This window comes from Pseudosporangium ferrugineum, from assembly GCF_003002065.1.
GTDB lineage: Bacteria > Actinomycetota > Actinomycetes > Mycobacteriales > Micromonosporaceae > Actinoplanes > Actinoplanes ferrugineus_A.
The window spans coordinates 108,718-134,291 of sequence record NZ_PVZG01000017.1; the positions used below are offsets into that span (position 1 = coordinate 108,718).

General features: G+C 73.6%; 25 protein-coding genes and 1 pseudogene. 19 read left to right on the forward strand and 7 right to left on the reverse strand.

The window, feature by feature from the left end; all coding sequences use genetic code 11:
- The first annotated feature begins 15 nt into the window (after positions 1-15).
- Positions 16-486: a nitroreductase/quinone reductase family protein gene (locus tag CLV70_RS29925; protein ID WP_106129958.1), complete on the forward strand. Its 471-nt coding sequence runs from the start codon at positions 16-18 to the stop codon at positions 484-486.
- Between the two features lie 40 nt (positions 487-526).
- On the opposite strand, the gene CLV70_RS29930 is transcribed toward CLV70_RS29925, so the two are convergent.
- Both CLV70_RS29930 and proB read right to left on the reverse strand, forming a co-directional pair.
- Positions 527-1,765, reverse strand: a complete 1,239-nt coding sequence (locus CLV70_RS29930; RefSeq protein ID WP_106129959.1) for a glutamate-5-semialdehyde dehydrogenase — start codon at positions 1,763-1,765, stop codon at positions 527-529.
- Positions 1,762-2,895: a glutamate 5-kinase gene (gene proB / locus CLV70_RS29935; protein WP_211303936.1), complete on the reverse strand. Its 1,134-nt coding sequence runs from the start codon at positions 2,893-2,895 to the stop codon at positions 1,762-1,764. Before proB ends, CLV70_RS29930 begins: the two co-directional genes overlap by 4 nt.
- A 61-nt stretch (positions 2,896-2,956) precedes the next feature.
- Here proB and CLV70_RS29940 point away from each other — a divergent pair, with 61 nt between their 5' ends.
- Together CLV70_RS29940 and CLV70_RS29945 are read left to right on the forward strand one after the other, a co-directional pair.
- The gene (locus CLV70_RS29940; RefSeq protein ID WP_106130003.1) at positions 2,957-3,259 is read left to right on the forward strand and encodes an MGMT family protein; all 303 of its coding nucleotides are present in this window, start codon (positions 2,957-2,959) and stop codon (positions 3,257-3,259) included.
- Entirely contained in the window at positions 3,259-4,035 is a 777-nt protein-coding gene (locus CLV70_RS29945; protein ID WP_106129961.1) for a class I SAM-dependent methyltransferase, read from the forward strand. The genes CLV70_RS29940 and CLV70_RS29945 overlap by 1 nt, the downstream gene beginning before the upstream one ends.
- Here CLV70_RS29945 and CLV70_RS29950 read toward each other — a convergent pair.
- Positions 4,032-4,706, reverse strand: coding sequence for a TetR/AcrR family transcriptional regulator (locus CLV70_RS29950; RefSeq protein WP_106129962.1), 675 nt, complete (start codon positions 4,704-4,706; stop codon positions 4,032-4,034). The genes CLV70_RS29945 and CLV70_RS29950 overlap by 4 nt on opposite strands.
- 90 nt (positions 4,707-4,796) lie before the next feature.
- Here CLV70_RS29950 and CLV70_RS29955 point away from each other — a divergent pair, with 90 nt between their 5' ends.
- Entirely contained in the window at positions 4,797-5,771 is a 975-nt protein-coding gene (locus CLV70_RS29955) for an FAD-dependent monooxygenase (RefSeq protein ID WP_106129963.1), read from the forward strand.
- On the opposite strand, the gene CLV70_RS29960 is transcribed toward CLV70_RS29955, so the two are convergent.
- Positions 5,690-7,108 (reverse strand): gamma-glutamyltransferase, encoded by a 1,419-nt coding sequence (locus CLV70_RS29960; RefSeq protein ID WP_106129964.1) that lies wholly within the window; start codon positions 7,106-7,108, stop codon positions 5,690-5,692. The two genes, CLV70_RS29955 and CLV70_RS29960, sit on opposite strands and share 82 nt — an antisense overlap.
- Positions 7,109-7,157: 49 nt before the next feature.
- On the opposite strand from CLV70_RS29960, the gene CLV70_RS29965 reads away from it, so the two are divergent.
- The 14 genes and pseudogenes from CLV70_RS29965 to CLV70_RS30030 all read left to right on the forward strand — a co-directional run bounded on the left by CLV70_RS29965 (position 7,158) and on the right by CLV70_RS30030 (position 22,471).
- Positions 7,158-8,480 (forward strand): MFS transporter, encoded by a 1,323-nt coding sequence (locus tag CLV70_RS29965; RefSeq protein WP_106130005.1) that lies wholly within the window; start codon positions 7,158-7,160, stop codon positions 8,478-8,480.
- On the forward strand, positions 8,477-9,925 hold the full coding sequence (locus tag CLV70_RS29970) for a pyridoxal phosphate-dependent decarboxylase family protein (RefSeq protein ID WP_106129965.1): 1,449 nt from the start codon (positions 8,477-8,479) through the stop codon (positions 9,923-9,925). The genes CLV70_RS29965 and CLV70_RS29970 overlap by 4 nt, the downstream gene beginning before the upstream one ends.
- A gap of 17 nt (positions 9,926-9,942) precedes the next feature.
- Positions 9,943-10,530 carry an NADH-quinone oxidoreductase subunit B gene (locus tag CLV70_RS29975; protein WP_211303937.1) on the forward strand — a complete coding sequence of 196 codons (588 nt, stop codon included), beginning with the start codon at positions 9,943-9,945 and terminating at the stop codon, positions 10,528-10,530.
- A 52-nt stretch (positions 10,531-10,582) separates the two neighbouring features.
- The gene (locus CLV70_RS29980; protein ID WP_106129966.1) at positions 10,583-11,887 is read left to right on the forward strand and encodes a DUF2252 domain-containing protein; all 1,305 of its coding nucleotides are present in this window, start codon (positions 10,583-10,585) and stop codon (positions 11,885-11,887) included.
- A 26-nt stretch (positions 11,888-11,913) separates the two neighbouring features.
- A pseudogene (locus CLV70_RS29985) lies at positions 11,914-12,507 on the forward strand (NADH-quinone oxidoreductase subunit C); the annotation flags it as partial.
- A gap of 266 nt (positions 12,508-12,773) precedes the next feature.
- Positions 12,774-13,733, forward strand: coding sequence for a complex I subunit 1/NuoH family protein (locus CLV70_RS29990; protein ID WP_106129968.1), 960 nt, complete (start codon positions 12,774-12,776; stop codon positions 13,731-13,733).
- A gap of 63 nt (positions 13,734-13,796) precedes the next feature.
- A complete protein-coding gene (locus tag CLV70_RS29995; protein ID WP_106129969.1) occupies positions 13,797-14,384 on the forward strand; it encodes a NuoI/complex I 23 kDa subunit family protein in 588 nt (195 codons plus the stop codon).
- Entirely contained in the window at positions 14,381-14,896 is a 516-nt protein-coding gene (locus tag CLV70_RS30000) for an NADH-quinone oxidoreductase subunit J family protein (protein WP_106129970.1), read from the forward strand. Before CLV70_RS29995 ends, CLV70_RS30000 begins: the two co-directional genes overlap by 4 nt.
- Positions 14,896-15,216 carry an NADH-quinone oxidoreductase subunit NuoK gene (gene nuoK / locus CLV70_RS30005; RefSeq protein ID WP_106129971.1) on the forward strand — a complete coding sequence of 107 codons (321 nt, stop codon included), beginning with the start codon at positions 14,896-14,898 and terminating at the stop codon, positions 15,214-15,216. Before CLV70_RS30000 ends, nuoK begins: the two co-directional genes overlap by 1 nt.
- The gene (locus CLV70_RS30010; protein ID WP_106129972.1) at positions 15,213-17,114 is read left to right on the forward strand and encodes an NADH-quinone oxidoreductase subunit 5 family protein; all 1,902 of its coding nucleotides are present in this window, start codon (positions 15,213-15,215) and stop codon (positions 17,112-17,114) included. The genes nuoK and CLV70_RS30010 overlap by 4 nt, the downstream gene beginning before the upstream one ends.
- The gene (locus CLV70_RS30015) at positions 17,111-18,652 is read left to right on the forward strand and encodes a complex I subunit 4 family protein (protein ID WP_106129973.1); all 1,542 of its coding nucleotides are present in this window, start codon (positions 17,111-17,113) and stop codon (positions 18,650-18,652) included. The genes CLV70_RS30010 and CLV70_RS30015 overlap by 4 nt, the downstream gene beginning before the upstream one ends.
- On the forward strand, positions 18,649-20,100 hold the full coding sequence (locus tag CLV70_RS30020; RefSeq protein WP_106129974.1) for an NADH-quinone oxidoreductase subunit N: 1,452 nt from the start codon (positions 18,649-18,651) through the stop codon (positions 20,098-20,100). The genes CLV70_RS30015 and CLV70_RS30020 overlap by 4 nt, the downstream gene beginning before the upstream one ends.
- A 103-nt stretch (positions 20,101-20,203) precedes the next feature.
- Complete coding sequence (gene htpX / locus CLV70_RS30025; protein WP_106130006.1) at positions 20,204-21,091, forward strand: zinc metalloprotease HtpX; 888 nt, start codon at positions 20,204-20,206, stop codon at positions 21,089-21,091.
- A gap of 123 nt (positions 21,092-21,214) precedes the next feature.
- Positions 21,215-22,471 (forward strand): MFS transporter, encoded by a 1,257-nt coding sequence (locus CLV70_RS30030; RefSeq protein ID WP_106129975.1) that lies wholly within the window; start codon positions 21,215-21,217, stop codon positions 22,469-22,471.
- A 95-nt stretch (positions 22,472-22,566) separates the two neighbouring features.
- On the opposite strand, the gene CLV70_RS30035 is transcribed toward CLV70_RS30030, so the two are convergent.
- The gene (locus CLV70_RS30035; protein ID WP_106129976.1) at positions 22,567-23,265 is read right to left on the reverse strand and encodes a GntR family transcriptional regulator; all 699 of its coding nucleotides are present in this window, start codon (positions 23,263-23,265) and stop codon (positions 22,567-22,569) included.
- A gap of 166 nt (positions 23,266-23,431) precedes the next feature.
- Here CLV70_RS30035 and CLV70_RS30040 point away from each other — a divergent pair, with 166 nt between their 5' ends.
- Positions 23,432-24,364, forward strand: a complete 933-nt coding sequence (locus CLV70_RS30040; RefSeq protein ID WP_106129977.1) for a glycoside hydrolase family 16 protein — start codon at positions 23,432-23,434, stop codon at positions 24,362-24,364.
- A gap of 102 nt (positions 24,365-24,466) precedes the next feature.
- Here the strand turns inward: CLV70_RS30040 and CLV70_RS30045 are convergent, their stop codons facing one another.
- Positions 24,467-25,132, reverse strand: a complete 666-nt coding sequence (locus CLV70_RS30045) for an MOSC domain-containing protein (RefSeq protein WP_106129978.1) — start codon at positions 25,130-25,132, stop codon at positions 24,467-24,469.
- Complete coding sequence (locus CLV70_RS30050; RefSeq protein ID WP_106129979.1) at positions 25,129-25,491, reverse strand: GNAT family N-acetyltransferase; 363 nt, start codon at positions 25,489-25,491, stop codon at positions 25,129-25,131. Before CLV70_RS30050 ends, CLV70_RS30045 begins: the two co-directional genes overlap by 4 nt.
- Between the last annotated feature and the right edge of the window lie 83 nt (positions 25,492-25,574).

Sequence of the window (25,574 nt, forward strand, 5' to 3'; positions counted from 1 at the left end):
GGCGATACTGAGCGGATGTCGCGTTACACCGCCCTGCTGCGCCGCCTCGGCTCCCAGCGCTGGTTTGCCGCCCTGGGCCGCCACCTCGCCGGCGTGGACCGCCGCCTGTACCGGCTCACCGACGGCCGCTGGTCGGTGATCGGCCGGCACCAGCTGCCCACGCTGCTGATCACCACGACCGGCCGCCGGTCGGGCCTGCCGCGCACCCAGCCGCTGCTCTACGCCGTCGACGGCGACGGCTACGTGGTCGTCGGCTCCAACTGGGGCCAGGCGCACCACCCGGCCTGGTCGGCGAACCTGCTGGCGCGCCCGGCCGCCCGGATCACCCTGGGCGGCCGGGAGCTCGACGTCCACGCCGCCCTGGCGGAGGGCGACGAACGGGACCGGCTGTGGGGCATGGTGCAGCGGATCTGGCCCGGCTACGCCTCGTACGCGAAACGAGCCGGGACCCGCGAGATCCGCATCTTCCGCCTGACCCCGGTGTAGGCCCTTTCGCAGCCGGTGGCCCGGGCGGCGCCCGCTCGCCTCAGCGGGTGTGGCCGTTGCCCGTGACGATGTACTTGGTCGAGGTCAGCTCGGGCAGGCCCATCGGGCCGCGGGCGTGCAGCTTCTGGGTGCTGATGCCGATCTCCGCGCCGAAGCCGAACTCGCCGCCGTCGGTGAAGCGGGTCGAAGCGTTGATCATGACGGCGGCCGCGTCGACGCGGGCGGCGAAGCGGCGGACCGCCGTCGTGCTCTCGCTGACGATGGCCTCGGTGTGGCCGGTGCCGAAGCGGCGGATGTGGTCGAGGGCGTCGTCGAGGGAGTCCACCACCGCGAGCGAGATGTCCGCCGACAGGTACTCCTTGCCCCAGTCCTCGGCCGTGGCCGGGACCACACCGTCGAAGGCCGCCGCCCGCGGGTCGCCGTGGATCGTCACGCCGGCGTTGATCAGCTCCTCGATGACCAGCGGCAGGAACGACTCGGAGAGGGCCGAGTGGACCAGCAGCGACTCGGCCGTGTTGCAGGTCGACAGGCGCTGGGTCTTGGAGTTGAGCACCACGCCGAGGGCCTTCTCCAGGTCGGCCGCCTCGTCCACGTACACGTGGCAGTTGCCCACCCCGGTCTCGATCACCGGGACCGTGGACTCCTCGACCACCGTCTTGATCAGCGACGCGCCGCCCCGCGGGATCAGCACGTCGACCAGGCCGCGGGCGCGCATCAGCTCCTTCACGGAGTCGCGGGTCGACGCGTCGAGCAGCTGCACCGCGTTGGCCGGCAGGCCGGAATCCGCGATCGCTTTGCGCAGCACCGAGACGATGGCCGCGTTCGAGCTCATCGCCGAGCCGGAGCCGCGCAGCAGGGCGGCGTTGCCGGACTTCAGGCAGATGCCGGCCGCGTCCGCGGTCACGTTGGGGCGGCCCTCGTAGACGATGCCGACCACGCCGAACGGCACCCGGACCTGGCGCAGCTCGAGGCCGTTGGCCAGGGTGGAGCCGCGGACGACGTCGCCGACCGGGTCGGGCAGGGCGGCCAGTTGGCGCAGCCCGTCGGCCATCGCCGCGACCCGCTCCGGGGTGAGGGTGAGCCGGTCGATCATCGACTCCGGCTGCCCGCCGTCGCGCGCGTTGCCGGTGTCGACGGCGTTCGCGGCGACGATGTCGTCGGTCCGCTCGACCAGCCGCTCGGCCATGAGCAGCAGCGCGGCGTCCTTCTCCGCCCTGGTGGCGGCGGCGAGCTCGATGGCGGCGACCCGGGCCTCGGCGGCCTGCTGATGCACGGTCATGTTGACTCCTGGGAGGTTCGGAGGAGGACCAGGTCGTCGCGGTGCACGACCTCTCGTTCATATCCTGGCCCGAGGGCCGCCGCCAGCTCCGGTGTGGACCGGCCGAGCAGGGCGGGAAGTTCGACGGCGTCGTAGTTCACCAGGCCGCGGGCGACCGGCGCGCCGGAGGTCGCGTCGACCAGGTCGACCGGATCGCCGGCCGCGAACGAGCCGTCCACGGCGGTGATGCCCGCGGGCAGCAGCGACTTGCGGCGCGCGACCACCGCGGCGACCGCGCCCGGGTCGAGGTGCAGCCGGCCGCGCGGCGAGGTGGCGTGCGCCAGCCAGAACAGCCGGGCGGTGGGCCTGCTCGCGGCCGCGTGGAACAGCGTGCCGGCCTCGTCGCCGGCCAGCGCCGCACCGGCCATCGGCGCCGCGGTCAGCACGACCGGGATGCCGAAGCCGGTGGCGATCCGGGCCGCCTCCACCTTGGTGACCATGCCGCCGGTGCCGACGCCGGCCCGGCCCGCGGCGCCGATCGTGAGGCCGGCCAGGTCGGCGTCGCCGCGTACGGTGGTGACTCGCCGGGAGGCCGGATCCGCCGGATCGCCCGTGTAGAGCGCGTCCACGTCCGAGAGCAGCACCAGCAGGTCCGCCTGGACGAGCGCGGCGACCAGGGCGGCGAGCCGGTCGTTGTCGCCGAAGCGGATCTCCTCGGTGGCGACGGTGTCGTTCTCGTTGACGATCGGCAGCGCGCCGAGGTCGAGCAGCTTGCGCAGGGTCCGGTACGCGTTGCGGTAGTGCGCCCGCCGGGTCACGTCGTCGACGGTGAGCAGCACCTGTCCCACGGTCAGCCCGTGGCGTGCGAAGCCGGCCGCGTACCGGCCGATCAGCAGGCCCTGACCCACCGAGGCCGCGGCCTGCTGGGTGGCCAGGTCGCGCGGTCGCCGGCGCAGGTGCAGCGGGGCCAGGCCGGCAGCGATCGCGCCGCTGGAGACCAGGACGACCTCCCGGCCCCGGGCGGCCAGCCCGCCGAGCACGTCGACCAGGGCATCGACGCGCTGCTCGTCGATGCCGCCGACGGCCGTGGTCAGGGAGGACGAGCCCACCTTGACGACGACCCGGCGGGCACCGGTCACCTCTTCGCGCACCTGCACCATTCTGCTCGCCGGGGCCTGCCCGGCCGGGCGCGGATCCCATATCGTGGCGCCGGTGACACCACAGGAGTACGTGGAAGAGGTCCTGCGCCTCGTGGAGAGCATCCCGCAGGGCCGGGTCATGTCCTACGGCGCGGTGGCGGACGCCCTCGCCGACCGGTCCGGCCGCAACTCGCCGCGCCAGGTGGGCACGATCATGGCCCGGCACGGCGGCGGCGTCCCGTGGCACCGGGTGGTGAACAGCTCCGGGCGTACGCCGCCGGGGCACGAGCAGGAGGCCCGGCAGCGCCTGCTGAGCGAGGGAGTGCCGCTCAAGGGCGATCGCGTGGACATGGCCCGCGCGGCCTGGATGCCGTGATGAAGACGGGACGGCCGAGCCGCACGGCGTACAGCGCGGCGCGTTACCGAGCGGCGCATCAGGTGCTGGACGGCGGGGCGATCTTCGCGGATCCGCTGGCCGTACGGATCGTGGGCGAGGAGCCGGAGACCGGGGAGGAGCCGGGCCGGCGGGGTCAGCGGCTGTTCATCGCCGCCCGGTCCCGCTTCGCCGAGGACGCGCTGGCCGCGGCGGTCGTCCGTGGCGCCCGCCGGGTGGTGATCCTCGGCGCCGGGCTGGACACGTTCGCGTACCGGAACCCGTACCCGGGGCTGGAGGTGGTCGAGGTGGACCACCCGGACACCCAGGCATGGAAGCGCCGGCGGCTGCGCGAGGCGGGGATCGAGGTGCCGCCGACGGTGACGTACGTGCCGGTCGACCTCGAGAAGGACACCTTCGTGGCCGGCCCGGGGGCGTTCGTCATGTGGCTCGGCGTGGTGCCGTACCTGACCCGTGGGGCGTTCGAGGAGACGCTGGGCGGCGTCAGCGAGGTGGTGTTCGACTACGCGATGCCGACCGCGTCGATGTCCCGGGAACGGCGGACGGCCCTGGAGGCGAGGGCGGCCCGCGCGGCGCGGGTGGGTGAGCCGTGGCGGTCGTCGTTCCAGCCGGACGAGCTGGCGGCGCTGCTGCGGGAGCGCGGGTTCGGCGAGATCGAGGACCTCGGGCCGGCGGAGCTCGCCGAGCGGTACTTCGGGCGGCCCGGCGTGCCGAAGGACACCCCCGGCGGGCACCTCCTGCACGCCCGCAAGGCCTAGCGGAAGCCGATCCAGGAGAGCGCGCCGCGCATCTGGAACTCGAAGAACTCGCGGCGTTCGCCGATCGTGTTGTCGAGCTGGCCGAAGAGCTCGGCGCTGACCGCGCCGTTGAGGTGGATCCAGCCCGCCATGCTGCGGGCCACCAGCTGCGGGGGAGCGCCGGGGGCGGCCCGTTCGGCGACCCCGGCCAGCTCCTCGCCGAGGCGGCCGGGAATGGGCTCGCCGACGTCGACCCGGCCGGCGTCGGCGGCGTCCCGCACGATCCGGCCCAGCGCGAGGACGGCCCGGATCGCGGGGCCGACCGTGTCGCCCGGCGCGCGGTAGCCGGGGACCGGACTGCCGTAGATCAGGGCCCATTCGTACGGGTTGGCGAGCGCCCAGTCGCGCACGGCGTGACACACGCCGAGCCACCGCTCCTCGTACGTCCCCTCGCCGGCGCCCGCCTCCGCGGCCGAACCCAGGGCGTCGTACGCGTCGATGATCAGCGCCGTGAGCAGCTCGTCCCGGCTCGCGAAGTACCGGTAGACGGCCGAGGAGGCCATGCCGAGATCGCGGGCGACCGCGCGCAGCGACAGGTTCGCGCCGTCCGTGGCCAGGTGCCGCCGAGCGGTCGCCTTGATCTCGTCGGTCAGCTCGGCGCGGAGCCGGGCGCGGAGCGAGGCGGCAGTCATGCGACCAGTGTGCCATATCGAGAGCACTGCTCTTGACACTCGCGTGAGCGCCGGCGGAAGCTGAGAGCACTGCTCACAAAGGAGAACATCATGTCGACTTCCGTGGTCGTCGGGGCCGGACCGGTCGGTGCGGCGGTGGCGCGCCTGCTCGCCGAGGCGGGCGAGAGCGTCCGCGTGGTCACCCGCAGCGGCTCGGGACCGGAGCATCCGCGAATCGAACGGGTCGCCGCCGACGCCGCCGACGCCGACCGGCTCAGCGAGCTCACCCGTGGCGCGGCGGTGCTCTACAACTGCGCGAACATGGCGTACACGAGATGGCCGGAGCTGTGGCCGCCGGTCTCCGCCGCGATGATCCGGGCGGCGCGGGAGAACGACGCGGTGCTCGCCATCACCGGCAACCTCTACGGGTACGGGCCGCGGCCCGGCGGCCGGATGAGCGAGCTGACACCCCTCGCCGCGACCGGACGCAAGGGGCGGGTCCGGATCGCCATGTGGCAGGACGCGCTCGCCGGCGGGATCCGGACGTTCGAGGCGCGCGGGTCGGACTACGTCGGCGCGGGCGCGGACGGCATCTTCTCCGCGGTGCTCCTGCCCGCGATCGTCCGGGGCCGCACCGCCTGGCTGCCCGGTGACCCGGACGCGCCGCACACCTGGACGTACGTCGGGGACATGGCCCGCACGCTGGTCACCCTGGCCCGCGACGAGCGCGCGTGGGGACGGGCGTGGCACGTGCCGTCGTCGCCCGCCGTCAGCGTCCGCGAGCTGGCCGCCCGCTACGCCGCCCTGACCGGCAGCCCCGCGCCGAGGCTGCGCCGGCTGCCCCGCTGGGTGATGCGTACGGCCGGCCTGGCCGTGCCGATGGCCCGCGAACTGGCCGAGATGGACTACCAGTTCTACGGGCCGTTCCTGCTCGACTCGCACGAGACGGCGAGCACCTTCGGGCTGACCCCGGCCGGCCTCGACGCCGCCCTGCGCGAGCTGGCTCAGAGCAGCAGGCCGACACCGTCCCGGCGCGGGTCGCCGGCCGCGCCGCCCACCCCGACGGCCGTGACACCGCCGAAATAGTGGTTGATCTCCGGCCACTCGCGCAGCTGCCAGCCGGCCTCGACCAGGGCGTCCAGCTCGTCGCGCGGGCAGCCCGGCTCGGCGTGCACGGTGTCGTCGACCACGTGGAAGCGGGGCCGCGCGATGGCCGACGGCATGTCGAGCCCGTCGATCAGCACGCCGATCAGCGTGTCCACCAGCGCGGTGCGGATCCGCGACGCCCCGGCCGAGCCCGCCGCCACGGCCAGCGCGCCGGACTCGTCGATCACGACCAGCGGGCACATGTTCGACGACATCCGGCGCCCGGGCGCGAGGTCGTCGGTGATCAGCTCGCCCTCGCCGAGCATGGAGTTGAGGTTGACGCCGAGCCCCGGCAGCCACACCGCCGCGCCGAGACCCATCGTCGTGGTGATCACGCAGGCGTTGCCGTCGGGGTCGACCACCGAGATGTGGGTGGTGTCGCCGATCTTCTGCCGTCCCCGGTCCCGCAGCGCCGCCGCCACGGCGACGGCCCGCGCCGGGCGGGGCAGGTCGGCCAGGCCCGGAGGCAGCGCGGCGATCGTGTCCACCGTCCGGTTCAGGTCGTGCCGGGCGCGGACCCGGTACGGCCCCAGCCGCGCGTGGTCCACCGGCGTCTCGATCACCCGGTACGCCGCGAGATCCATCGGGCCGAGCGCGCCGCCCGCCGCGCGCACGGTCTCCACCAGCAGCGACGCGTACGCGCCCGTGTAGAACAGCGCCGGGCCGTCGGCGGCGAGCGCCTCGAGCGCGCTGGCCAGCCCGGGGTGGAAGAGCCGGTCGCCGCCGCGCAGCAGCCGTCCGCCCGGCGCGTAGATCGCGGCGCCGTCCCCGGGCGCGAGCGCGGGCGCGCAGGCCTCGAGCGTGCGGGCGTGCGCCTCCGGCAGGGCGACGCCGGTGACGGCCAGCTCGTACGCCGGCGCCACGAGCGCCTCCCACGGCAGCCGTCCCCAGCGCCGGTGCACCTCGCCGCAGCCGGCCGGCACGCCCGGCACCGCGACGCTGGCCCCGCCGATCGAGTAGACCTGCGGCACCCCGCCGAAGAACACGTCCACCGCCGTCATCGGCCCCGCCCGCCGGTCGCCGTCCGTGCCCGGCACCGAGACGAAGAAGTCCAGGCAGGTCACCTCGCCCGAGGCGGCGTCGAAGTACGTGGCGAAGCCGCCGCCGCCGAGTCCGGTGTAGACGGTCTCGGCGACGCAGGTGGCCAGCACCGCGGCGACCGCGGCGTCGGCCGCCGAGCCCCCGGCCCGCAGGATCCGCAGCCCGGCCTCGGCGGTCGCCGGATGGCTGGCCGCGACCCCGGCCGCGACCCGCCCCGCCCGTGGGGAATTCTCCATTCGGCGAAGCGTAGGCGTACCGGCCCGCCCGTGGTTACGATCCGCGTCCATGACGAGCGCCGGTCCCTCCCGCGACGTACGGCAGGGCACGCCCCTGCCGCGCCGCACGCTGGCCGGTTATGCCCTCGGCTCGCTGGTCACGGGCCCCTTCGGCACGGTGCCCGGCCTGCTCCTGCTGCCCTACCTCACGGACACCCTCGGCGTGGCCGCCGGCGTGGCGGGACTGCTCGTGCTCCTTCCCAAGGCCTGGGACGTGCTCGTCAACCCGGTCGCCGGCCGGATCTCGGACCGCAGCGGCCACCGGCGGCCCTTCCTGCTCGGCGCCGGCCTGTTGCTCGCGGTGCTGTTCGCGGCGATCTTCGCGGGCCCGGTGGGCACCGGCGGCCCGGCCGGCGCCTACGTCGCCGTCGCCTTCCTCGCCGCGGCCACCGCCTTCGCCTTCTTCCAGGTGCCCTACGTGGCGATGCCCGCGGAGCTGACCGGCGGATACGCCGAACGCACCCGCCTGATGACCTGGCGGGTGGCCGTGCTGGCCCTCGCCATCCTGGTCTCCGGCGCGCTGGCCCCGCTGGTCGTCGACCTCGGCGGCGGCGGCCTGGCCGGCCACCGATGGGCCGGCGCGTTCGTCGGCGCCCTCATCGTCGTGGGCACCCTGGGTGCCTTCTCCGGTACGCGCACAGCAAGCGCCCGTGTCGCACCGGAATCCGAACCCAGCTTGCGCACCCAGCTACGAACAGCGGCATCGAATGTGCCGTTCCGTGGTCTGCTGGCCTGCTGGGTGGTCCAGGCCGCCGGCATCGGCACGATGCTCGCGGGCGTGCAGTACTTCGCCGACCACGTCATCGCGCAGAGATCCGGGGCGACCTTCCTCTTCGCCGCGTTCGTCGGCCCCGCCCTGCTCGTGATGCCGCTGTGGACCCGCGTCGGTGCCCGTCTCGGCAAACTCCGAGCCCTCATCGTTGCCTCCCTCCTCTTCGCCGCCGGCGCCCTCGCCCTGCTCGCCGCCGGGGTGCTGCCGCCGGTCGCCACCTACCTGCTCGTCGCCGTGATCGGCTGCGGATACGCCGGGCAGCAGGTCTTCGCGATGGCGATGCTCCCGGACTGCATCGACCACGACACTGCCAGAACCGGCCGTCGCCAGGCGGGCGTCTTCACCGGCCTGTGGACAGCCGGCGAAACGCTCGGTCTTGCTATCGGCCCCGGTATATACGCCCTGCTCCTACAGCTGTTCGGCTACGTCTCGTCGTCCACAGGCGAGGCCGCGGCCCAGGACCCGACGGCCCGGCTCGGCGTCCTGCTCGGCTTCACGCTCGTCCCGGCGCTGCTCGTGGCGGCGGCTGTCCTGCTCCTACGGCGATACGAGGACTCATGATCGAGGGATTGCCGGCCGAGGGCGTACCGGCGGAGCGGGTGCTCGCCGAGCTGCGCGGGCTGCGGGAGGCGGACCTGCCCACCCACGGCGGGCGGCTCTTCGCGTACGTCTACGACCCGGACATCGCCGGCCTCGACGAGCTGGCGCGGGCCGCGTACGCGATCTCGGCGCACGTCAACGGCCTGGACCCGACCGCCTTCCCGTCCCTGCTCGCCATGGAGAACGCCCTGGTGGCCGCCGCCGGGCGGCTGCTCGGCGCGGGACCCGGCACGGCCGCGCCCGCGATGGCCGGCAGCGTGACCAGCGGCGGCACCGAGTCGCTGCTGCTGGCCGTCAAGGCGGCCCGGGACGCCGCGACCACCGACGCCCCGCGCATCGTCGTGCCCTCGACGGCCCACGCCGCGTTCGCCAAGGCCGCGCACTACCTGCGGGTGGGGCTGGACGTCGTCCCGGCCGGCGACGACCTGCGGGCGGACGTCGCGGCGACCGCCGAGCGGATCGGGCCGGACACGGTGCTGGTGGCCGGGTCGGCCCCCTCCTACGCGCACGGCGTCGTCGACCCGATCCCGGAACTCGCCGCGCTCGCCGCCGAACGCGGCGTGCGCTTCCACGTCGACGCGTGCTTCGGCGGCTGGGTGCTGCCCTACCTGCGCCGGCTCGGCGCGGACCTGCCGCCGTTCGGCTTCGACGTGCCCGGGGTCACGAGCATCTCGGTCGACCTGCACAAGTACGCCTACGCGCCCAAGGGCGTCTCGGTCCTGCTGCACCGCGACGCGTCCCTGCGCCTGCCGCAGTTCTTCGCGTACGCGGACTGGCCCGGCTACACGATGGTCAACCCGGTGGTCTCGTCCACCCGGTCCGGCGGCCCGATCGCGGCGGCCCTGGCGACGCTGCGGCACATCGGCGACGACGGTTACCTGGCGCTGGCCGCGAAGACCCGGGACGCGGTCGGCGTCCTGGCCGCGGCGGTGCAGGCGACCGCCGGCGTACGCCTCTTCGCCCCGCCCGAGACCACCGTGGTCTGCCTCGCCACCGAGCCGGACGTCGACCCGTTCGTGCTCGCCGACGAACTGGCCGCGCGCGGCTGGCACACCCAGCCTCAACTCGCGTACGGGAAACTCCCCCCGACCCTGCACCTGACCGTGACCGCCGCGGTGAGCGGGACCGCCGCCGAGTTCGCGCCCGGCCTCGCCGAAGCCGTCGCGGCCACCCGGGCCCGCGGTCCCGTCCCCCTTCCGCCCGAACTGGCGCGGGCGGCCGGCGCGCTCACCCCCGAGCAGGTCACGCCCGAGCTGATCGAGGGGCTCGCGGCCGGCCTCGGCCTCGGCGACGGCGCCACCGGGCCGATGGCGGCGGTGAACTCCCTGCTCGACGCGGCCCCGCCGGCGCTGCGGGAGGCGCTGCTCGCCGGCTTCCTGAGCCTGCTCCAGCGCCCCGCCTGGTAAGGGGTAGGTTGGGCGGCGTGGCCGGTCTGCCAGGAGTGCTCGGTGAGCCCATCAAGTTCGTGCTGAACTGGGGGCGCCGCTACTCGTTGTGGGTCTTCAACTTCGGCCTGGCCTGCTGCGCGATCGAGTTCATCGCCACCAGCATGAGCCGGCACGACTTCATGCGGATGGGCGTGATCCCGTTCGCGCACGGCCCCCGCCAGGCCGACCTCATGGTGGTCTCCGGCACGGTCACCGACAAGATGGCCCCGGCGATCAAGCGGCTCTACGACCAGATGCCCGAGCCCAAGTACGTGATCTCGTTCGGCTCGTGCTCCAACTGCGGCGGGCCCTACTGGGACTCGTACTCGGTGACCAAGGGCGTCGACCAGCTGATCCCGGTCGACGTGTACGTGCCCGGCTGCCCGCCGCGGCCGGAGGCGCTGCTGCACGGCATCCTCCAGCTCCAGCAGAAGATCGCGGCCGAGCAGTCCGGGCCGGGCGGGGTGCCACGCCCCGACCCGCTGCGGTCCGCCGACACGCTGGTGCCGGGCCCGCCGGACGCCTCCGCCGGGTCCCGCGACGCGGCGTCGCTGACCGCTCCGATGGTGCGCCCGCCCGCCTGACGCGTCGTCTGTGTGACATACAGCTATCGACTCGCGGGGCTACGCTGCGGGCATGGCTGATCAAGCGCGTCCGGACCTCATCATCGACGTCCTGACCAGGGAATTCGGCGAGTTGATGGCGATCGATCCGGCAGCGTTCCGCCGCAAGTTCCGGAAGATGGCCGCCTCGCCGTTCGCGTTCTACCGGGGCAGCGCCTCGCTCTTCTACGCCGACATGACCGGCGCGTACGCCGACGACCGGTTCCTCGACGAGCACACCAGCCGGGTGTGGATCCACGGCGACCTGCACGCCGAGAACTTCGGCACGTACATGAACTCCTCCGGGCAGCTGGTCTTCAACGTCAACGACTTCGACGAGGCGTACGTCGGCCCGTTCATCTGGGACCTCAAGCGCTTCTGCGCCAGCGTCGCCCTGATCGGCTACAGCAAGGCGCTCTCCGACACCGTGATCACGTCGCTGGTCCGGACGTTCGCGGAGGCGTACCTGACCGAGCTGCGGGCCATCGCTCACGGCGGCGACGACGCGATCGGCTCCATCACCCTCGACAACGCCGACGGCGTGCTGCGCCGGGTGCTCCAGGAGGCCCGCCTCAACACCCGCGTCGACCTGCTCGCCGGGCAGACCACGATCGACGACTACGAGCGCCGCTTCTCGATCGGCGACGGCGTGTACGACGTCGACGAGGCGACCGCCGCCACGGTCACCGCCGCGTTCAAGGAATACCTGCACACCCTGCCGTCGCACGGCGAGGGCATCTCCACCACCATCAAGGACATCAAGCTGCGCAAGGGCGTCGGCATCGGGTCGGCCGGGCTGCCGTCGTACAACCTCCTGCTCGAGGGGCACACCCAGGCGCTGGAGAACGACGTCATCATCTACATGAAGCAGGCGCAGGTGCCCGCCGTCGCACGCTGGATCGACGACGAGCGGGTGCGCGGCTACTTCCTGCACCAGGGCCACCGCACCGCGGAGTCGCAGCGGGCCCTCCAGGCGCACGCCGACCCGTGGCTGGGCTACACCGAACTCAACGGCGTCGGCCAGCTGGTCGCGGAGGTGTCGCCGTACGCCGCCGACCTCGACTGGTCCGACGTCAACGAGCCGGGCGAGCTCACCGGCGTCCTCGCTGACCTGGGCCGCGCGGTGGCCCGCATGCATTCCGTCGCCGACGACGAATCCAGCCACGACCTGGTCGACTTCTCCACCGAGGAGGCCATCGTGGCCGAGGTCGACAGGGACGAGGCCGGCTTCGTGGGGCTCCTGGTCGACTTCGCCCACGCGTACGGCGACCAGGCCCGCGAGGACCACCAGGACTTCGTCGACCTGTTCCGCAACGGCCGCCTGCCCGGCCTGGAGTGAACGAAGCCGGATCATAGGATGGCGGCATGACGCCCGAAGAGGTCGGTGAGCGGATGGTCGCGCTGCTGACGGCCGACGCGACCGTGAACCCCGCCGACCTCACCGCCACGGTGTCCGGCGGCGGCGAGGGCCATGCGCGCGCGGTCATCGACGTGCCCGCCGCCCTCTGGTGGACGGCGCTCGGCGCGGCCCGCGACCCGGGCGTGCTGGGCTGCGACTTCTTCGACTGGCTGTCTGCGGTCGACGAGCTCGCCGACGGCTTCACCGTGGTGGCGCACCTGTGGTCCACCCGCCGCCGGCACGGCCTGCTGATCCGGGCCCGCGTGCCGCGCGACAACGCGGTCGTGGAGTCGGTCGTCGACCTCTTCCCCGGCGCGGCCTGGCACGAGCGCGAGACGCACGAGATGTTCGGCATCGGCTTCGACCGCCACCCCGGCCTCGAGCCGCTGCTGCTGCCGCCGGGCTTCGAGGGCCACCCGCTGCGTAAGGAGTTCGTGCTGGCCTCGCGGGTCGCGAAGGCCTGGCCCGGCGCCAAGGAGCCGGGGGAGTCCGAGGCCGGCACGGCCAAGCGAGCCCCGATGCGGCCGCCGGGCGTCCCGGACCCGAACGAGTGGGGCCCGCTGAAGGGCAAGGTCCCCCCACCGGAAACCCCCGCCCGCCCGGCCCGCGCAGCCCGCCCGGCACCCGGCGACCGCCCGGCCCGCCCCGCACCCGGCGACCGCCCGGCCCGCCCGACACCCGGCGACCGCCCGGCACCGGGTGACCGCCCAGCCCGTCCGGCACCGAGTGACCGCCCGGCCCGAGCCGTCGAGCGGCCCGCCACGCCGGCCGACCCCGCCGCCGAGAGCCCCGCCGCCGAGACGCCCGCCGCCGAGGGGGAGAGCTGATGCCGCTCTGGCTCGACCTGCTCGTCCGGGTCGTCGCGGTCGTTGCCGCCTTCCTCGTCCTGCCGCTGCTCGTCGGCCAGGCCGAGCACAAGGTCATGGCGCACATGCAGGGCCGGCTCGGACCCATGTATGCCGGCGCCTTCCACGGCTGGGCGCAACTCGTCGCCGACGGCGTGAAGTTCGTGCAGAAGGAGGACATCACCCCGCGGGACGCCGACCGCCGGGTGTTCCAGCTGGCGCCGGTCGTGGCGCTCTTCCCGTACCTGATCGTGCTCCTGGCGATCCCGCTCGGACCCGGCGGCCTGGTCGCCCAGCCGCTCGACGTCGGCCTGTTCTTCGTCCTCGCCGTGCTCGGCATCGGCGTCGTCGCCGTGCTGATGTCGGCCTGGGCGTCCGCGAACAAGTACAGCCTGCTCGGCGGCCTGCGCGGCGCCGCCCAGCTGCTCGGCTACGAGCTCCCGCTGGTCCTCGCCGCGGCGAGCGTCGCCATGGCCGCGGGCACGCTGAGCCTGCCCGGCATCGTCGAGGCCTGGTCGCCGTGGTGGCTGCTCTGGCAGGCGCCGGCCGCGCTGGTGTTCTTCGTCTCCGGCCTGGCCGAGATCCGCCGCCCGCCCTTCGACATGCCGATCGCCGACTCCGAGCTGGTCTTCGGCTACATGACCGAGTACACCGGCCTCCGCTTCGCCTTCTTCCTCCTGGCCGAGTACGTCGGCATCATCGTCATCGCCGCCCTGACCACGGTCCTCTTCCTCGGCGGCTGGCACGGCCCGGCCGCCGAGCACCTCGGCTGGCTCTGGACCCTGCTCAAGGTCTTCGCGGTGTCTTTCGTGATCATCTGGCTCCGCGTGAGCTACCCCCGCCTGCGCGAGGACCAGCTCCAGCGCCTCTGCTGGCTCGTCCTCGTCCCGGTGGCCCTGGCCCAGCTCGTCCTCACCGCGGCCGTGAAGGTCGCCCTCTAGCATCGGAACATCTGGTGGGGGTGTGCTCGCCTCCGCTGCGCCGACCGGGCAGGATATGCGGTTATGAGTGAGCACGGGGAGCGGTCTGCGCCCGGCAAGGGCCTGGTCAACGGGCTCGCCGTCACGCTCAAGACCATGACCAGGCGGTCGACCACCCAGCAGTATCCCGACGTGCAGCCCGAGCTGCCGCCCAGGTCGCGCGGTGTCATCGCGTTGCTGGAGGAGAACTGCACCGTCTGCATGCTCTGTGCGCGCGAGTGCCCCGACTGGTGCATCTACATCGACTCGCACAAGGAAGAGGTCGTCGTGCCGGGGGCGGCCCGGGCCCGGCAGCGCAACGTGCTCGACCGGTTCGACATCGACTTCTCGCTCTGCATGTACTGCGGGATCTGCATCGAGGTGTGCCCGTTCGACGCCCTGCACTGGAGTCCCGAGTTCGAGTATTCCGAGCTCGACGTGCTGGATCTGCTGCACGACAAGGACCGCCTCGGTGCGTGGATGCCGACCGTGCCGCCGCCGCCCGCCCACGACGTGCTCGGCGAGCCGTCGAAGGAGGAGGCCACGGCGGCCCGCAAGGCCGCCGGCCCCGGCGCACCCACCGCGGCGAGAACCGCGCGGGCCCGGCCCGAGACCCCGGAGCCCGGCAAGTGACCGTCGCCGACGCGTTGCTGCTGGCGCTCGGGGCCGTGGCGGTGGGCTCGGGCGCGCTCGTGGTCACCAGCACCCACCTCGTCCGGGCCGGCCTCTACCTGGTCGTCAGCCTCGGCGCGATGGCCGGCCTCTACCTGGTCCTGGGTGCCGAGCTGGTCGCCTGGGTGCAGGTCCTGGTCTACGTCGGCGCGGTGGTCGTGCTGCTGCTCTTCGCGGTCATGCTGACCCGGGCGCCGATCGGGCCGTCCGCCGACCTGGACCGGCCGGCGTGGCCCGCGCTCGTGGTCGGCGGCGGCGTCGGGCTGGGGCTGGCCGCCCTGTTCATCGACGCCTTCCGGTGGACGATCGTGGCGCTGCCCGTGCCGGGGACGACCGAGCGGATGGGCGCCGAGATCTTCGGCACCTGGGTGCTGCCGTTCGAGGTCCTGTCGATCCTGCTGCTCTCCGCCCTGGTCGGGGCGATCGTGCTGTCGCGGCCGGACATCGGGGCGCCGAAGGAGGGCGGGGCCTGATGCACGCGGTCATTCCGTACGCGACCGCCGCGCTGCTCTTCGGCCTGGGCGTCTACGGCGTCCTGCGCCGGCGCAACGCCATCCTCGTGCTGATGGCGGTCGAGTTGATGCTCAACGCCGTCAACCTGGTGCTGGTGACCGCCGACGTCACGGTGACCGCCGCGCTGGGCCACCGCGGCGGGGTCTTCGCGCTGTTCGTCATCGTGCTGGCCGCGGCCGAGGTCGGCGTGGGTCTGGCGATCGTGCTGCAGTTCTACCGGATGCGCGCCGCCGTGCAGGTGGACGAGGTCGCGCTGCACCACGAGCCGGAGGCACGATGACCGCCGAGGTGCTGATGCCGCTGCTCGCCGGCGTACCGTTGCTGCTCGGTCTGGCCGGTCTGCTGCTGCCGCCCGGCGACGGCGGCCGGGACGGACGGCGCCGGGCCGCCACCGTGGGCGTCGCCGGGGCCGCGCTGGCGCTGCTGATCACCGTCGTGCTGCTGGTCGTGGTGGCCGAGCCGGTCGGGGTGACGCACCGCTGGGCGACCTTCGGCGACCTGCCGGTGACCCTCGGCTTCTCGCTCGGGAAGGCCGAGCTCTACGTCGCGCTGGCGGTCACCGTCGTCGCGCTGTTCGTGCAGATCTACTCGGTCACCTACCTGCACGACGATCCCCGGTACGCGCCCTACGCCGCCCAGGTCAGCCTCTTCACCGGCGCGATGCTGCTGGTCGTCTCCGCGGACGACCTGATCCTGCTGCTGGTCGGCTGGGAGGTCATGGGCGCCTGCTCGTACCTGCTCATCGGGCACGACCGGCGGCTGCCCGAGGCGCCCGCGGCCGCGGTGAAGGCGTTCGTCGTGACCCGGGTCGGCGACGTCGGCTTCCTGCTCGGCATCGCGTGGCTCGGCGTCTCCGCGGGCAGCTTCCGCATCTCCGACGTCCTCGCGGATTCCGGGGTGCCCACGGTCGCGCTGCTGCTGGTGCTGGCCGGGGTGGCGGGCAAGAGCGCCCAGTTCCCGCTGCACACCTGGCTGCCCGACGCGATGGCCGGCCCCACGCCGATCTCCGCGCTGATCCACGCCGCCACCATGGTCGCGGCCGGCGTCTACGTCGTCTTCCGGCTGTTCCCGCTCTTCGCGCAGTCGCCCGCGGCCCTGGCCGTGCTCGGCGTCATGGCCTCGATCACGCTGCTGCTCGGCGCGCTCGCCGCGACCGCCCAGGACGACCTCAAGCGGGTCCTCGCCTGGTCGACGGTGTCCCAGATCGGCTACATGACCGGCGCGCTGGCCGTCGGTGCGCCCGCCGCCGCGCTGTTCCACCTGCTCACCCACGCCGCCTTCAAGGCGCTGCTGTTCCTCGCCGCGGGCGCGGTGATTCACGCGGTCGGCACCAACCTCATGTCGCGGATGGGCGGGCTGCGGACGTCTATGCCGGTGACGTTCTGGTCGTTCGTGGTGGGCCTCGGGGCGCTCGCGGGCGTACCGCCGCTGGCCGGGTTCTGGTCCAAGGAGAACGTGCTGGTCGCGGCCGCGCACGCGACCGAGGGGGAGGGCCCGGCGCCGGTCTGGGTCGGCTGGGTCGTCTGGCTCGCCGCGCTGACCGGCGTCGCGATCACCGCCTGGTACGCCACCCGCCTGCTGCTCCGGACGTTCTTCGGCCACCCCCGGTCCCGCGACGACCGGTGGTCGCTCGGCTTCGACGACGCGTTCTACGAGGAGTCGGCTGATCCGGTCCCGCACGATCCGCCGGGCCTGATGCGCTGGCCGGTGGTGCTGCTGGGAATTCCCGCCGTGCTGCTCGGCCTGGCCGCATTCCTGCCCGGCTTCCGGTCCGCGCTGGAGCTCGACCAGCCGCACCTCGAGGTGTCGATCCTGCTGCCGATGGCGTTGCTGGTCCTCGGCGCGAGCAGCGCGTGGTGGCTGTGGCAGGCGGCGCCGGGCGTGGACCCGGCGAAGGCCCTCGGCCGGTTGCGGCCCTGGTTCGCCGCCGGCTTCCGCCTCGACGACCTGCAGAACCGCTTGATCGTACGGCCGGTGCGCGCCCTCGCTCAGGGCGTACGCCTCACCGACGAGCGGGTGGTCGACGCGGCGGTGGAGGGCACCGGCACCTCGGCCACGCGCCTGGGCACGGTGCTCGAGGCCGCGCACCGGGCCGCCCTGCCGCGCGCCGCCGTCGCGGTCTTCACCGGCGCGCTGCTCCTCGGCGTCGTCGCCGCGATCTACGGAGCCGCATCATGATCGCCCCCACCGACGTCTCCTCGGCCCTGCAGATCCTGCTGCTGGCGACCCTGGCATTGCCGGTCGTCGGGGCGCTGGTGGTGGCCCTGATGCCGGCTCGCCTCGACCGCGGGGCGCGGATCGTCGCGACGGCGTTCGCGGCGGTCACGTTCGTGGTGGCAGCGCTGCTGGCCCTGCCGACGACGCGGGACTTCGGCTGGTTCGATTACGGCGGCACCGGCGCCCCGCCGGTCGCGCCCTGGGCCGAGGTGGATCTGGCCTGGGTGCCCGCGCTCGGCATCGACTTCCACGTCGGCGTCGACGGCATCTCGTACCCGCTGGTCGTGCTGACCGGGCTGCTCACGCTGCTGTGCTGCGGGTACACGGTGTGGAAGGTGCCGGCCGGGGGCTCCGGGCGTACGCTCGCCGCCCTGCTCCTGGTCCTCGAGGCCGGCATCCTGGGCACCTTCCTGGCGCTCGACCTGGTTCTGTTCTTCGTCTTCTTCGAGGTCGTCCTGCTGCCCATGTACGCGGTCATCGCCGGCTGGGGCGGTCCGGAGCGGCGGCGGGCGGCCCGCAAGTTCGTGCTCTACACCCTGTTCGGTTCGGTGCTGCTGCTGCTCGGCGTCTTCACCGTGGTGGCCGCCGCGGGCACCGGCGACCTCCTCGCGCTCGCGGGCGGCTACGGCCTGTCCCGCACGACGCAGTGCGTGGCGTTCGCCCTGTTCGCCGTCGCGTTCGCGGTCAAGGCGCCGCTGTGGCCGCTGCACACCTGGCTGCCCGACGCGCACACCGAGGCACCCACCGTCGGCAGCGTGATCCTCGCCGGTGTCCTGCTCAAGATGGGCACGTACGGCCTGATCCGGGTCGGGGTCGGCGTCGCGCCGGAGGGAGCCGCCTGGGCGGCGCCGGTGCTGGGCATCCTCGCCGCCGCCGCGATCATCGCCGGGTCGCTGGTGTGCCTGCGGCAGACCGAGCTGAAGCGGCTCATCGCCTATTCCAGCGTCGGCCACATGGGCTTCGTCCTGCTCGGCATCGCGACCCTCACGGTGACCGGGGTCCAGGCCGCGCTGATCGGCAACGTCGCGCACGGCGTCATCACCGGCCTGCTGTTCTTCCTGGCCGGCGCGATCAAGGACCGGGCGCACACCGGCGACCTCGCGGGGCTGGGCGGCCTGCGGGAGTCCGCGCCCCGGCTCGCCGGCCTGCTGGGCTTCGCGGCGATCGCCTCCCTGGGCCTGCCCGGCCTCGCCGGCTTCTGGGGCGAGGCCTTCGCGGTGGTGGCCGCCGTCGAGCGGGGCGGCCCGCTGTGGATCACCCTCGCCGTGGTGGCCGCCGTCGGGGGAGCCCTGACCGCCACCTACTTCCTGCGGCTCCTGCGCCGGGTGACGCACGGGCCGGCGACCGGGGCGGTGACCGGCATCCCGGGCGTGGCCCCCGCCGAGTGGCTCGCGTGGTCGCCGCTGATCCTGCTCACCCTCGTGGTCGGCCTGGTGCCGGCGCTGGTGCTCGCCGCCGGCGCCGACCCGGTGGCCGCCCTGACCGGAGCGCTGCGATGATCCAGGCCGTCAACCACGTCGCCCTGCTGCCGCTGTACGCCGCGGCCGGCACGGCGCTGCTCGTCCTGGTGGTGGAGCTGGCGTTCGGCCGTTTCCACCTGCTCACCGCGACCGCCGGCGGGGTGGCCACGGCGGTGTGCGCGGTGGCCGTGCCGGACCACGCGGCGACCTTCTGCGGCGGCGACCTCTGCTCGTGGACGGTCACCCCGCACGCGGGCGTGATGACGGTCATCTTCGCCGGCCTGACAATCGGGGTGCTGGCCCTGTCCGCTCCCGCGTTGCGCCGGGGCCTCGCGCCGGTGGGGGAGTTCTGCTTCCTGCTCACCTGCTCGATGACCGGCGGGGTGGTGGTCGCGTACGCCGGCGACCTCATCTCGCTGATCGTCGGCCTGGAGACCCTGACCCTGCCCCTGTACGTCCTGGTCGGGCTCCGCCGCGTCCGGGCCTCGGCGGCGGGTTCCTCGGCGGCGGTCACCTTCTTCCTGATCAGCGTGGTGTCGACGGCGGTGGCCCTGCTCGGCGCCGCCCTCCTGTACGCCGCCACCGGCGCCCTGCACCTGGACGCGCTGGTCGAGGGCTCGGGGCCGTACGAGTCGCTGGCCGCGGTCGGGGCGGCGCTCGTGGTGGTCGGCTTCGCGTTCAAGGTGGCGGCGGTGCCCCTGCACGCGTGGGCGCCGGCCACGTACGACGGCGCGCCGGTGCCGGTGGCCGCGTACCTGTCGACGGCCTCGAAGCTCGGCGGGGTGCTCGCGCTGGCGGCGGTCGTCCAGCGCCTCGACACGGGTCCGCTGGTCGCGGTGCTGGCCGTGCTCACGATGACGGTCGGCAACCTGGTCGCGCTCCGCCAGACCCGGATGGTCCGCCTGCTGGCGTGGTCGTCGGTCGCGCAGGCCGGCTACATCCTGGCCCCGCTGGCGGCGGGCGCGGCGGGGGTGCAGGCCGCTTACGCGTACGCGATCTTCTTCGTCCTCCTGGAGTTCGTCGCCTTCGGTGCCGTCGCCGCCCTGCGCGGCCCGGGCACGGACGGCGGCGACCTCGACGACTACCGCGGCGCTGGCCGGCGCAGCCGCTGGCCGGGCGCCGCCCTCGTGCTGGCCTTCGCGGGCCTCGCCGGCCTCCCCCCGGGCCTGGCCGGGCTGTTCGCCAAGGTGGCCGTGGTCGCCTCGCTGATCACGGCGGGCTGGGGCTGGCTGGCGGGCGTGGTGGCGGTGAACGCGGTGATCGCCCTGGCCTACTACCTCCGCGCCGCCGCCCTCCTGTACGCCGCCCCGCAGCAGCCCGTCATCCACCTGGCCGACACCGCCCCTGCTGTGGTTCTTGACCCCGACCTGCTCCACCGCGCCCCATCGGTGTCCCGCACGGTCCTGGCGGCCGTCACGGTGGCGGCGGCGGCGACGATCGCGGCCGGCTTCCTCCCCCAGTCGATCTTCGACGCCCTCTCCGGCTGATCGCTGACCTACAGCGAACTCACAGTCACTCCCGGATGAATTCACGGGATCTCGATGTTCCATCAGACGTGGGCCTACCGGCCCGCTTGCTGAAGGAGTGATCGTGCACAGCCACCACAACGGCCTCAAAACGGCCGCTCTGCTGGGTCTGCTCACCGCCATGATTCTCGCCGTGGGGTACTGGATCGGCGGCAGTGGCGGCCTGGTGTTCGCCGTGGTCCTCTCGCTGGCGATGAACGCCGGCAGCTACTTCTTCTCGGACAAGATCGCCCTGCGGTCGATGCGCGCCCGCCCGGTGACCGAGGCCGAGTTCCCCGCGCTCTACCAGATCGTGCGGGAGCTGGCCACGGAGGCGCGGCAGCCGATGCCCCGCCTGTACGTGAGCCCGTCGATGCAGCCCAACGCGTTCGCCACCGGCCGCAACCCGAAGAACGCCGCCGTCGCGGTCACCGTGGGGATCACCCGGATCCTCGACCGCCGGGAGTTGCGCGGGGTCATCGGCCACGAGCTGTCCCACGTCTACAACCGCGACATCCTGATCTCGAGCGTCGCCGCGGCGCTGGCCGGCATCATCACGATGTTCGCCCAGCTCGCGATCTTCCTGCCGCTCGGCGGCTCGGACGACGACGACGGCCCGAACCCGGCGTCGCTGCTGCTCATGCTGATCCTCGGCCCGCTGGCCGCGTCGGTGATCCAGCTCGCGATCAGCCGCAACCGGGAGTTCCAGGCGGACGCCTCCGGCGCCACGCTGACCCGCGACCCGCTCGCGCTGGCCAGTGCCCTGGAGAAGATCCAGTACGGTGCCCAGCGGCTGCCGCTGCCGGCCGACGGGCAGCTCGCCACATCGGCGCACCTGATGATCGCCAACCCGTTGCGGGCGGGCGGCATCGCCGGCTTGTTCTCCACCCACCCGCCGATGGAGGAGCGCGTACGGCGCCTGCACCAGCTGGCGGCGATCACGGGCACCGGCCCGGTGCAGTTCCAGCGGTGATCCGCCGGGCGTGAGCTCGGCGACAGACTGAATATTTCGGATGGGTTACGCCGCCTCCGGCCGTTAGGGTCGGAGGCGGCTTTCGCCCGTTACCACCATCCCGCCGGCCGAAGGGGGCAGACCGTGACCGCGTTGCGTCAGTACCTCGGCGTGTGGCGGATGCCGGGCGCGAAGGTCCTGCTCCTCGTCGGTGTGCTGGCCCGCCTGGGCATCGGCGTCACCCCGCTGTCGCTGCTGCTGCTCGTGCAGGAGACCACCGGCCGCTACGCCGCCGCGGGCCTCGCCGGCGGCATGTACGCGCTGGCCGGCGCCGCCGTGAGCCCGATCGCCGGTCGCGTCGCCGACCGCATCGGGCCCTCTCCGGTCCTGATGGTCACCGCGGTGCTGCACCCGCTGGCGCTGGCCGGCCTGATCCTGGTCAGCCGGGGCGGCGCGGCGGCGCTGCCGTCGATCGTCGTGGCGTCGGGGCTGGCCGGGGCGACGTACCCGCCGCTGACCGCCGCCATCCGCCGGGCCTGGACCGACGCGACCGGGGTGGGTTCCGGGCGGCACGCGCTGCGCCCGGCCGCGATGGCCGCCGAGACCTCCCTGTTCGAGCTGGTCTTCGTGCTCGGCCCGCTGCTGGTCGCGGCGTTCGTGGTGGTCACCGGCCCCGCCGCGGCGCTGGTGTTCTCGGCGGTGGTCACCCTCGCCGGCACCCTGACCGTCGCGCTGCTGCCGATCATGCGCCACTGGGTACGCCACGGGTCCGCCGGCACCACCCGCGGCCTCGGCCCGCTGAAGGTCAGCGGCTTCCCGGCGCTGCTCGTCTGCGTCAGCGCGCTCGGCATCGCGTTCGGCGCGGCCGGGGTGATGGTGCCGGCGTACGCGAACCAGCACGGCGGCGGCGACGGGCTCGGCGGCGTCCTGCTCGGCGTCTGGGGCGTCGGCAGCGCGATCGGCGGCATCTGGTTCGGCACCCGCCGCCCCGCGATGGCGCTGCCCCGGCAGTTCGCCTGGCTGCTCGCCGCGGTCTCGATGAGCTTCCTCGTGCTGACGGTCATGCCCAACCCGACCGCGCTCGGCATCGCCCTGGTCGTCGGCGGTGCCACGATCGCCCCGGCCCTCACCGTGGAGAACAACCTGGTCGGCCGGATCGCGCCGGCGGGAATGCTGAACGAGGCGTACACGTGGATGGTCACGGTGTCCGTCGCTGGCAGCGCGGCGGGCGGGGCTATCGCCGGGACCATCGTGGACCAGCCGGGCGGCCTGCCGTGGGCCTTCGTCTTCGCCGCGGGGGTGCTGCTGCTGGCCGCGGCCGTCGCCGCGATCCCAGCCGGCTCCATGGCCCGCGCCGACCAACGGGCCGCCGCCGAACTGCGCGAGGCCCTGGCCGGCTGAGGCGCCGGGCCCTAGCTGGCTGAGGCGCCGGGTTCTGGCCGGCTGGGGCGCGCCGGACTCTGGCTGGCTGGGGCGCCGGGCTCCGGCCGGCCCGGCTAGCCCGATTCGGGGCCGAAGCGCAGGTGCTGGGTGATCCGGTAGCGGTCGCCGCGGTAGACCGAGCGGGTGTATTCGACGAGCCGTCCCCGGCTGTCCTTGGTCGTGCGCTCGAACAGCAGCGCGGGCGAGTAGAGCGGCACGCCCAGCAGCCGCGACTCGGCCGGGTCCGTCACGGTCGGTTCGGTCGTCTGTACGGCCTCGGCCGGCACCACCCCGTGCCGTTCCCGCAGCCGGCGGTAGAGCGTGCCGGTGCCGAAGTCGTCGCGGCTGAGTCCCGGCGCGACGGCCCGGGGGATGCGGATCTCCTCGACGGCGATGGTCGCCCCGTCGACGGTCCGCCGGCGCAGGGCGCGGACGACGGCTTCGCCGGGCGACAGCCGCAGCCGGCGCCCGAGCCGCGGCCCGGCCGGCGTGACGCCGAACTCGAGCACCTCGCTCGCCCAGTCGCCCTCGGCGGGCGGCAGGTTCACCGCCGACGGCACCTCCTGCGAGATCTTGTACGGGTTGGTGAACGTGCCGCGGCCGTGGCGGCGTACCAGCAGGCCCTCCCGGGCCAGCTCCTCGATGGCGGCGCGGATCGTCGGCCGGGAAGCGCCCAGGTCGCCGCTGAGGTCCCTTTCGGACGGCAGGGCGTCGCCGGGCGCGACGGCGTCGATCAGTTCGAGCAGACGATCCCGCACTTCCGTACGCCGCATCCCCACCTCTTCCCGTCGGCACCATTGTGGACGCGACGGCGCATTTCCGCCAGACCGTGAATTAAGTGGGGCCACAGGTGGGAGGTATTGACGTTTACCACTGGTCCGCGGTTTGGTGTTGACCAGTGGTAAACATCCGTCCCCCGACGTGAGGAGCCCTTCCGCCATGGGCCACACCCGGAAACTCACCCTCGGCGCCACGGTCGCCGCCACCGTCGGCGCCCTCGCCGCCTTCGGCATCGCCCACGCGCCGAGCAGCAGCGCCGCCGCTGCCTGCGGCACGCTCTTCGACGACTTCACCTACTCGTCGCGTACGGACCCGGCCCTGTCCCAGCGCGGCTGGCGGATCCGCAGCGAGGCGGGCGGCCCCGGCGTCGAGGGGGCCAGCTGGCGGGCCGACAACGTGTCGTTCCCCACAGTGGACGGTCAGCGGGTGGCCCAGCTGACGGCCCGCACCGACGGCACCGCGGCCGGCACGTCGCACGCCGAGTTCTCGCAGAGCAATCGCCGCTTCCGCGAGGGAACCTACCTGGCCCGGATCAAGTTCGCGGACGTGCCGGCGAGCGGCCGGGACGGCAACCACGTCAACCAGACGTTCTACACGATCTCCCCGCTGGCGGCGCCGATGGACCCGACGTACTCGGAGATGGACTTCTCCGAGTACCTGCCCAACGGAGGCTGGGGCGTGTCGGGGCCGATCAACTACCAGACGACCTGGTACACGTACGTCCCCGACCCCTGGTACGCCGACAACCAGCAGAGCCAGCAGGCCCGCAGCATCGCCGGCTGGCACACCGTGATGGCCACGGTCGCCGCCGGGCACGTGAAGTACTACATCGACGGCACCCTGGTCGGCGACCACTCCGGCAAGGTCTACCCGCGGCAGAACATGTCGATCGACTTCAACCAGTGGTTCATCGACCTGACCGGCCGTACGCCCGGCGGCACCTCGGTGTGGCAGGAGTCGATCGACTACGTCTTCCACGCGAAGAAGCAGGTCCTGACGCCGGCCCAGGCGACCTCGGCGATCAACACCTACCGGGCGTCGGGCACCACGCACGCGGACACCGTGGTGTCCTCCAACGACTGCACTCCCTAGCACGCCGGACTAGGGCGGCCGCGGTCCCGGTGGCCGCCCTCGACCGTCCGCGGCCTCAGGCGAGCTCTCGACCGTGCGAGCCCTCGTCCGTCCGCGGCGGCCTCAGGCGAGCCGGAGCTTCCGCCGGATGTCCGCCTTGAGCCCGTCGGGAACCCCGCCCAGCTCGAGATAGGACGCCAGCAGCGCCGGATCGTGCATCCACGCCCGGAACGAATCGGCGATGGTCACGCCGTGGCCGGGCCGGTCCACGACCGTCACCTCGTCGCCGGCGCGCACCTCGCCCGGCGTCACCACCCGCAGGTACGCCCCCGGCCGGCTCTCCGCGGCGAACCGCTTCACCCACCGCGGCTCGCCCATCTTCCACTGGAACGTGGCGCACGGGATGCGCCCGAACGTGGTCTGCAGCACGAGCGTGTCGCCGATGCGCCAGGTCTCACCGAGCTCCGCGCCGCTCACGTCGAGGTCGGCGGTCGTCAGGTTCTCGCCGAAGAGGCCGCCGGGCAACTCCCGCCCGAGCTCCTTCTCCCACCAGTCGTAGTCCTCCCGGGCGTACGCGTAAACCGCCTGGTCGTCCCCGCCGTGGTGGGCGGTGTCGAAGATCTGGTCCCCGGCCAGCCCGCTCGCCCGGTCGGACGGCAGACCCTTCGGGCCGGGCGCGCGCACGGCCACCGCGTGGCTGACCGGCTGCTTGTTGATGCCGGTGATGCCGACGTTCTTGGCGTCGCTGCGCTCGGGCACCGCGAGGTTGACCTGCAACACCCGGCTCATGACGGGAACTCCACCACAGTACGGTCCTCCAGAGGTTCGTAGCCCAGCCGCTGGTACAGGGCGTTCGAGGTCGGATTGGCCAGGTCGGTGAAGAGCACCACCTCCGTGGCGCCGGCCTCCCGGGCCGCCCGGCTGATCGCCGCGGTGACAGCCCCGGCGTACCCGCGGCCGCGGTGCTCCCGCGGGGTGTAGACGGCCTGCACCCGCACCATGCCCGCATCGGGCCGGCTGAGCGACGCCGTGGAGACCGGCAGGCCGCCGTTCTCCCAGAGCAGCATGCCACCGTACGCGAGCCGCCCGGCAACGAATTTCTCGATCCCGGACTCCTCCTCGCCGATCTCCCGGAAGAACTCGGCCATCCGGTGTCGGCGACCGTCAGCAACAACGGTTCTGCGCCGGCCGGGCGCGCAGGAATCCGCCCGCCGCGGCCAGGAATTCGGTC

What these genes read in the sequence shown, in the direction of transcription:
- CLV70_RS29950 (WP_106129962.1), bottom strand. Translation starts at nt 4,706, where the DNA reads ATGACTGCCGCCTCGCTCCGCGCCCGGCTCCGCGCCGAGCTGACCGAC.
- CLV70_RS29960 (WP_106129964.1), bottom strand. Translation starts at nt 7,108, where the DNA reads ATGGAGAATTCCCCACGGGCGGGGCGGGTCGCGGCCGGGGTCGCGGCC.
- CLV70_RS30015 (WP_106129973.1), top strand. Translation starts at nt 17,111, where the DNA reads ATGATCGCCCCCACCGACGTCTCCTCGGCCCTGCAGATCCTGCTGCTG.
- CLV70_RS30035 (WP_106129976.1), bottom strand. Translation starts at nt 23,265, where the DNA reads ATGCGGCGTACGGAAGTGCGGGATCGTCTGCTCGAACTGATCGACGCC.
- CLV70_RS30010 (WP_106129972.1), top strand. Translation starts at nt 15,213, where the DNA reads ATGACCGCCGAGGTGCTGATGCCGCTGCTCGCCGGCGTACCGTTGCTG.
- CLV70_RS29990 (WP_106129968.1), top strand. Translation starts at nt 12,774, where the DNA reads ATGCCGCTCTGGCTCGACCTGCTCGTCCGGGTCGTCGCGGTCGTTGCC.
- CLV70_RS30020 (WP_106129974.1), top strand. Translation starts at nt 18,649, where the DNA reads ATGATCCAGGCCGTCAACCACGTCGCCCTGCTGCCGCTGTACGCCGCG.
- CLV70_RS30050 (WP_106129979.1), bottom strand. Translation starts at nt 25,491, where the DNA reads ATGGCCGAGTTCTTCCGGGAGATCGGCGAGGAGGAGTCCGGGATCGAG.
- CLV70_RS30045 (WP_106129978.1), bottom strand. Translation starts at nt 25,132, where the DNA reads ATGAGCCGGGTGTTGCAGGTCAACCTCGCGGTGCCCGAGCGCAGCGAC.
- CLV70_RS29980 (WP_106129966.1), top strand. Translation starts at nt 10,583, where the DNA reads ATGGCTGATCAAGCGCGTCCGGACCTCATCATCGACGTCCTGACCAGG.
- CLV70_RS30040 (WP_106129977.1), top strand. Translation starts at nt 23,432, where the DNA reads ATGGGCCACACCCGGAAACTCACCCTCGGCGCCACGGTCGCCGCCACC.
- CLV70_RS29925 (WP_106129958.1), top strand. Translation starts at nt 16, where the DNA reads ATGTCGCGTTACACCGCCCTGCTGCGCCGCCTCGGCTCCCAGCGCTGG.
- CLV70_RS29965 (WP_106130005.1), top strand. Translation starts at nt 7,158, where the DNA reads ATGACGAGCGCCGGTCCCTCCCGCGACGTACGGCAGGGCACGCCCCTG.
- CLV70_RS29970 (WP_106129965.1), top strand. Translation starts at nt 8,477, where the DNA reads ATGATCGAGGGATTGCCGGCCGAGGGCGTACCGGCGGAGCGGGTGCTC.
- nuoK (WP_106129971.1), top strand. Translation starts at nt 14,896, where the DNA reads ATGCACGCGGTCATTCCGTACGCGACCGCCGCGCTGCTCTTCGGCCTG.
- CLV70_RS29930 (WP_106129959.1), bottom strand. Translation starts at nt 1,765, where the DNA reads ATGACCGTGCATCAGCAGGCCGCCGAGGCCCGGGTCGCCGCCATCGAG.
- CLV70_RS29995 (WP_106129969.1), top strand. Translation starts at nt 13,797, where the DNA reads ATGAGTGAGCACGGGGAGCGGTCTGCGCCCGGCAAGGGCCTGGTCAAC.
- CLV70_RS29955 (WP_106129963.1), top strand. Translation starts at nt 4,797, where the DNA reads ATGTCGACTTCCGTGGTCGTCGGGGCCGGACCGGTCGGTGCGGCGGTG.
- CLV70_RS29945 (WP_106129961.1), top strand. Translation starts at nt 3,259, where the DNA reads ATGAAGACGGGACGGCCGAGCCGCACGGCGTACAGCGCGGCGCGTTAC.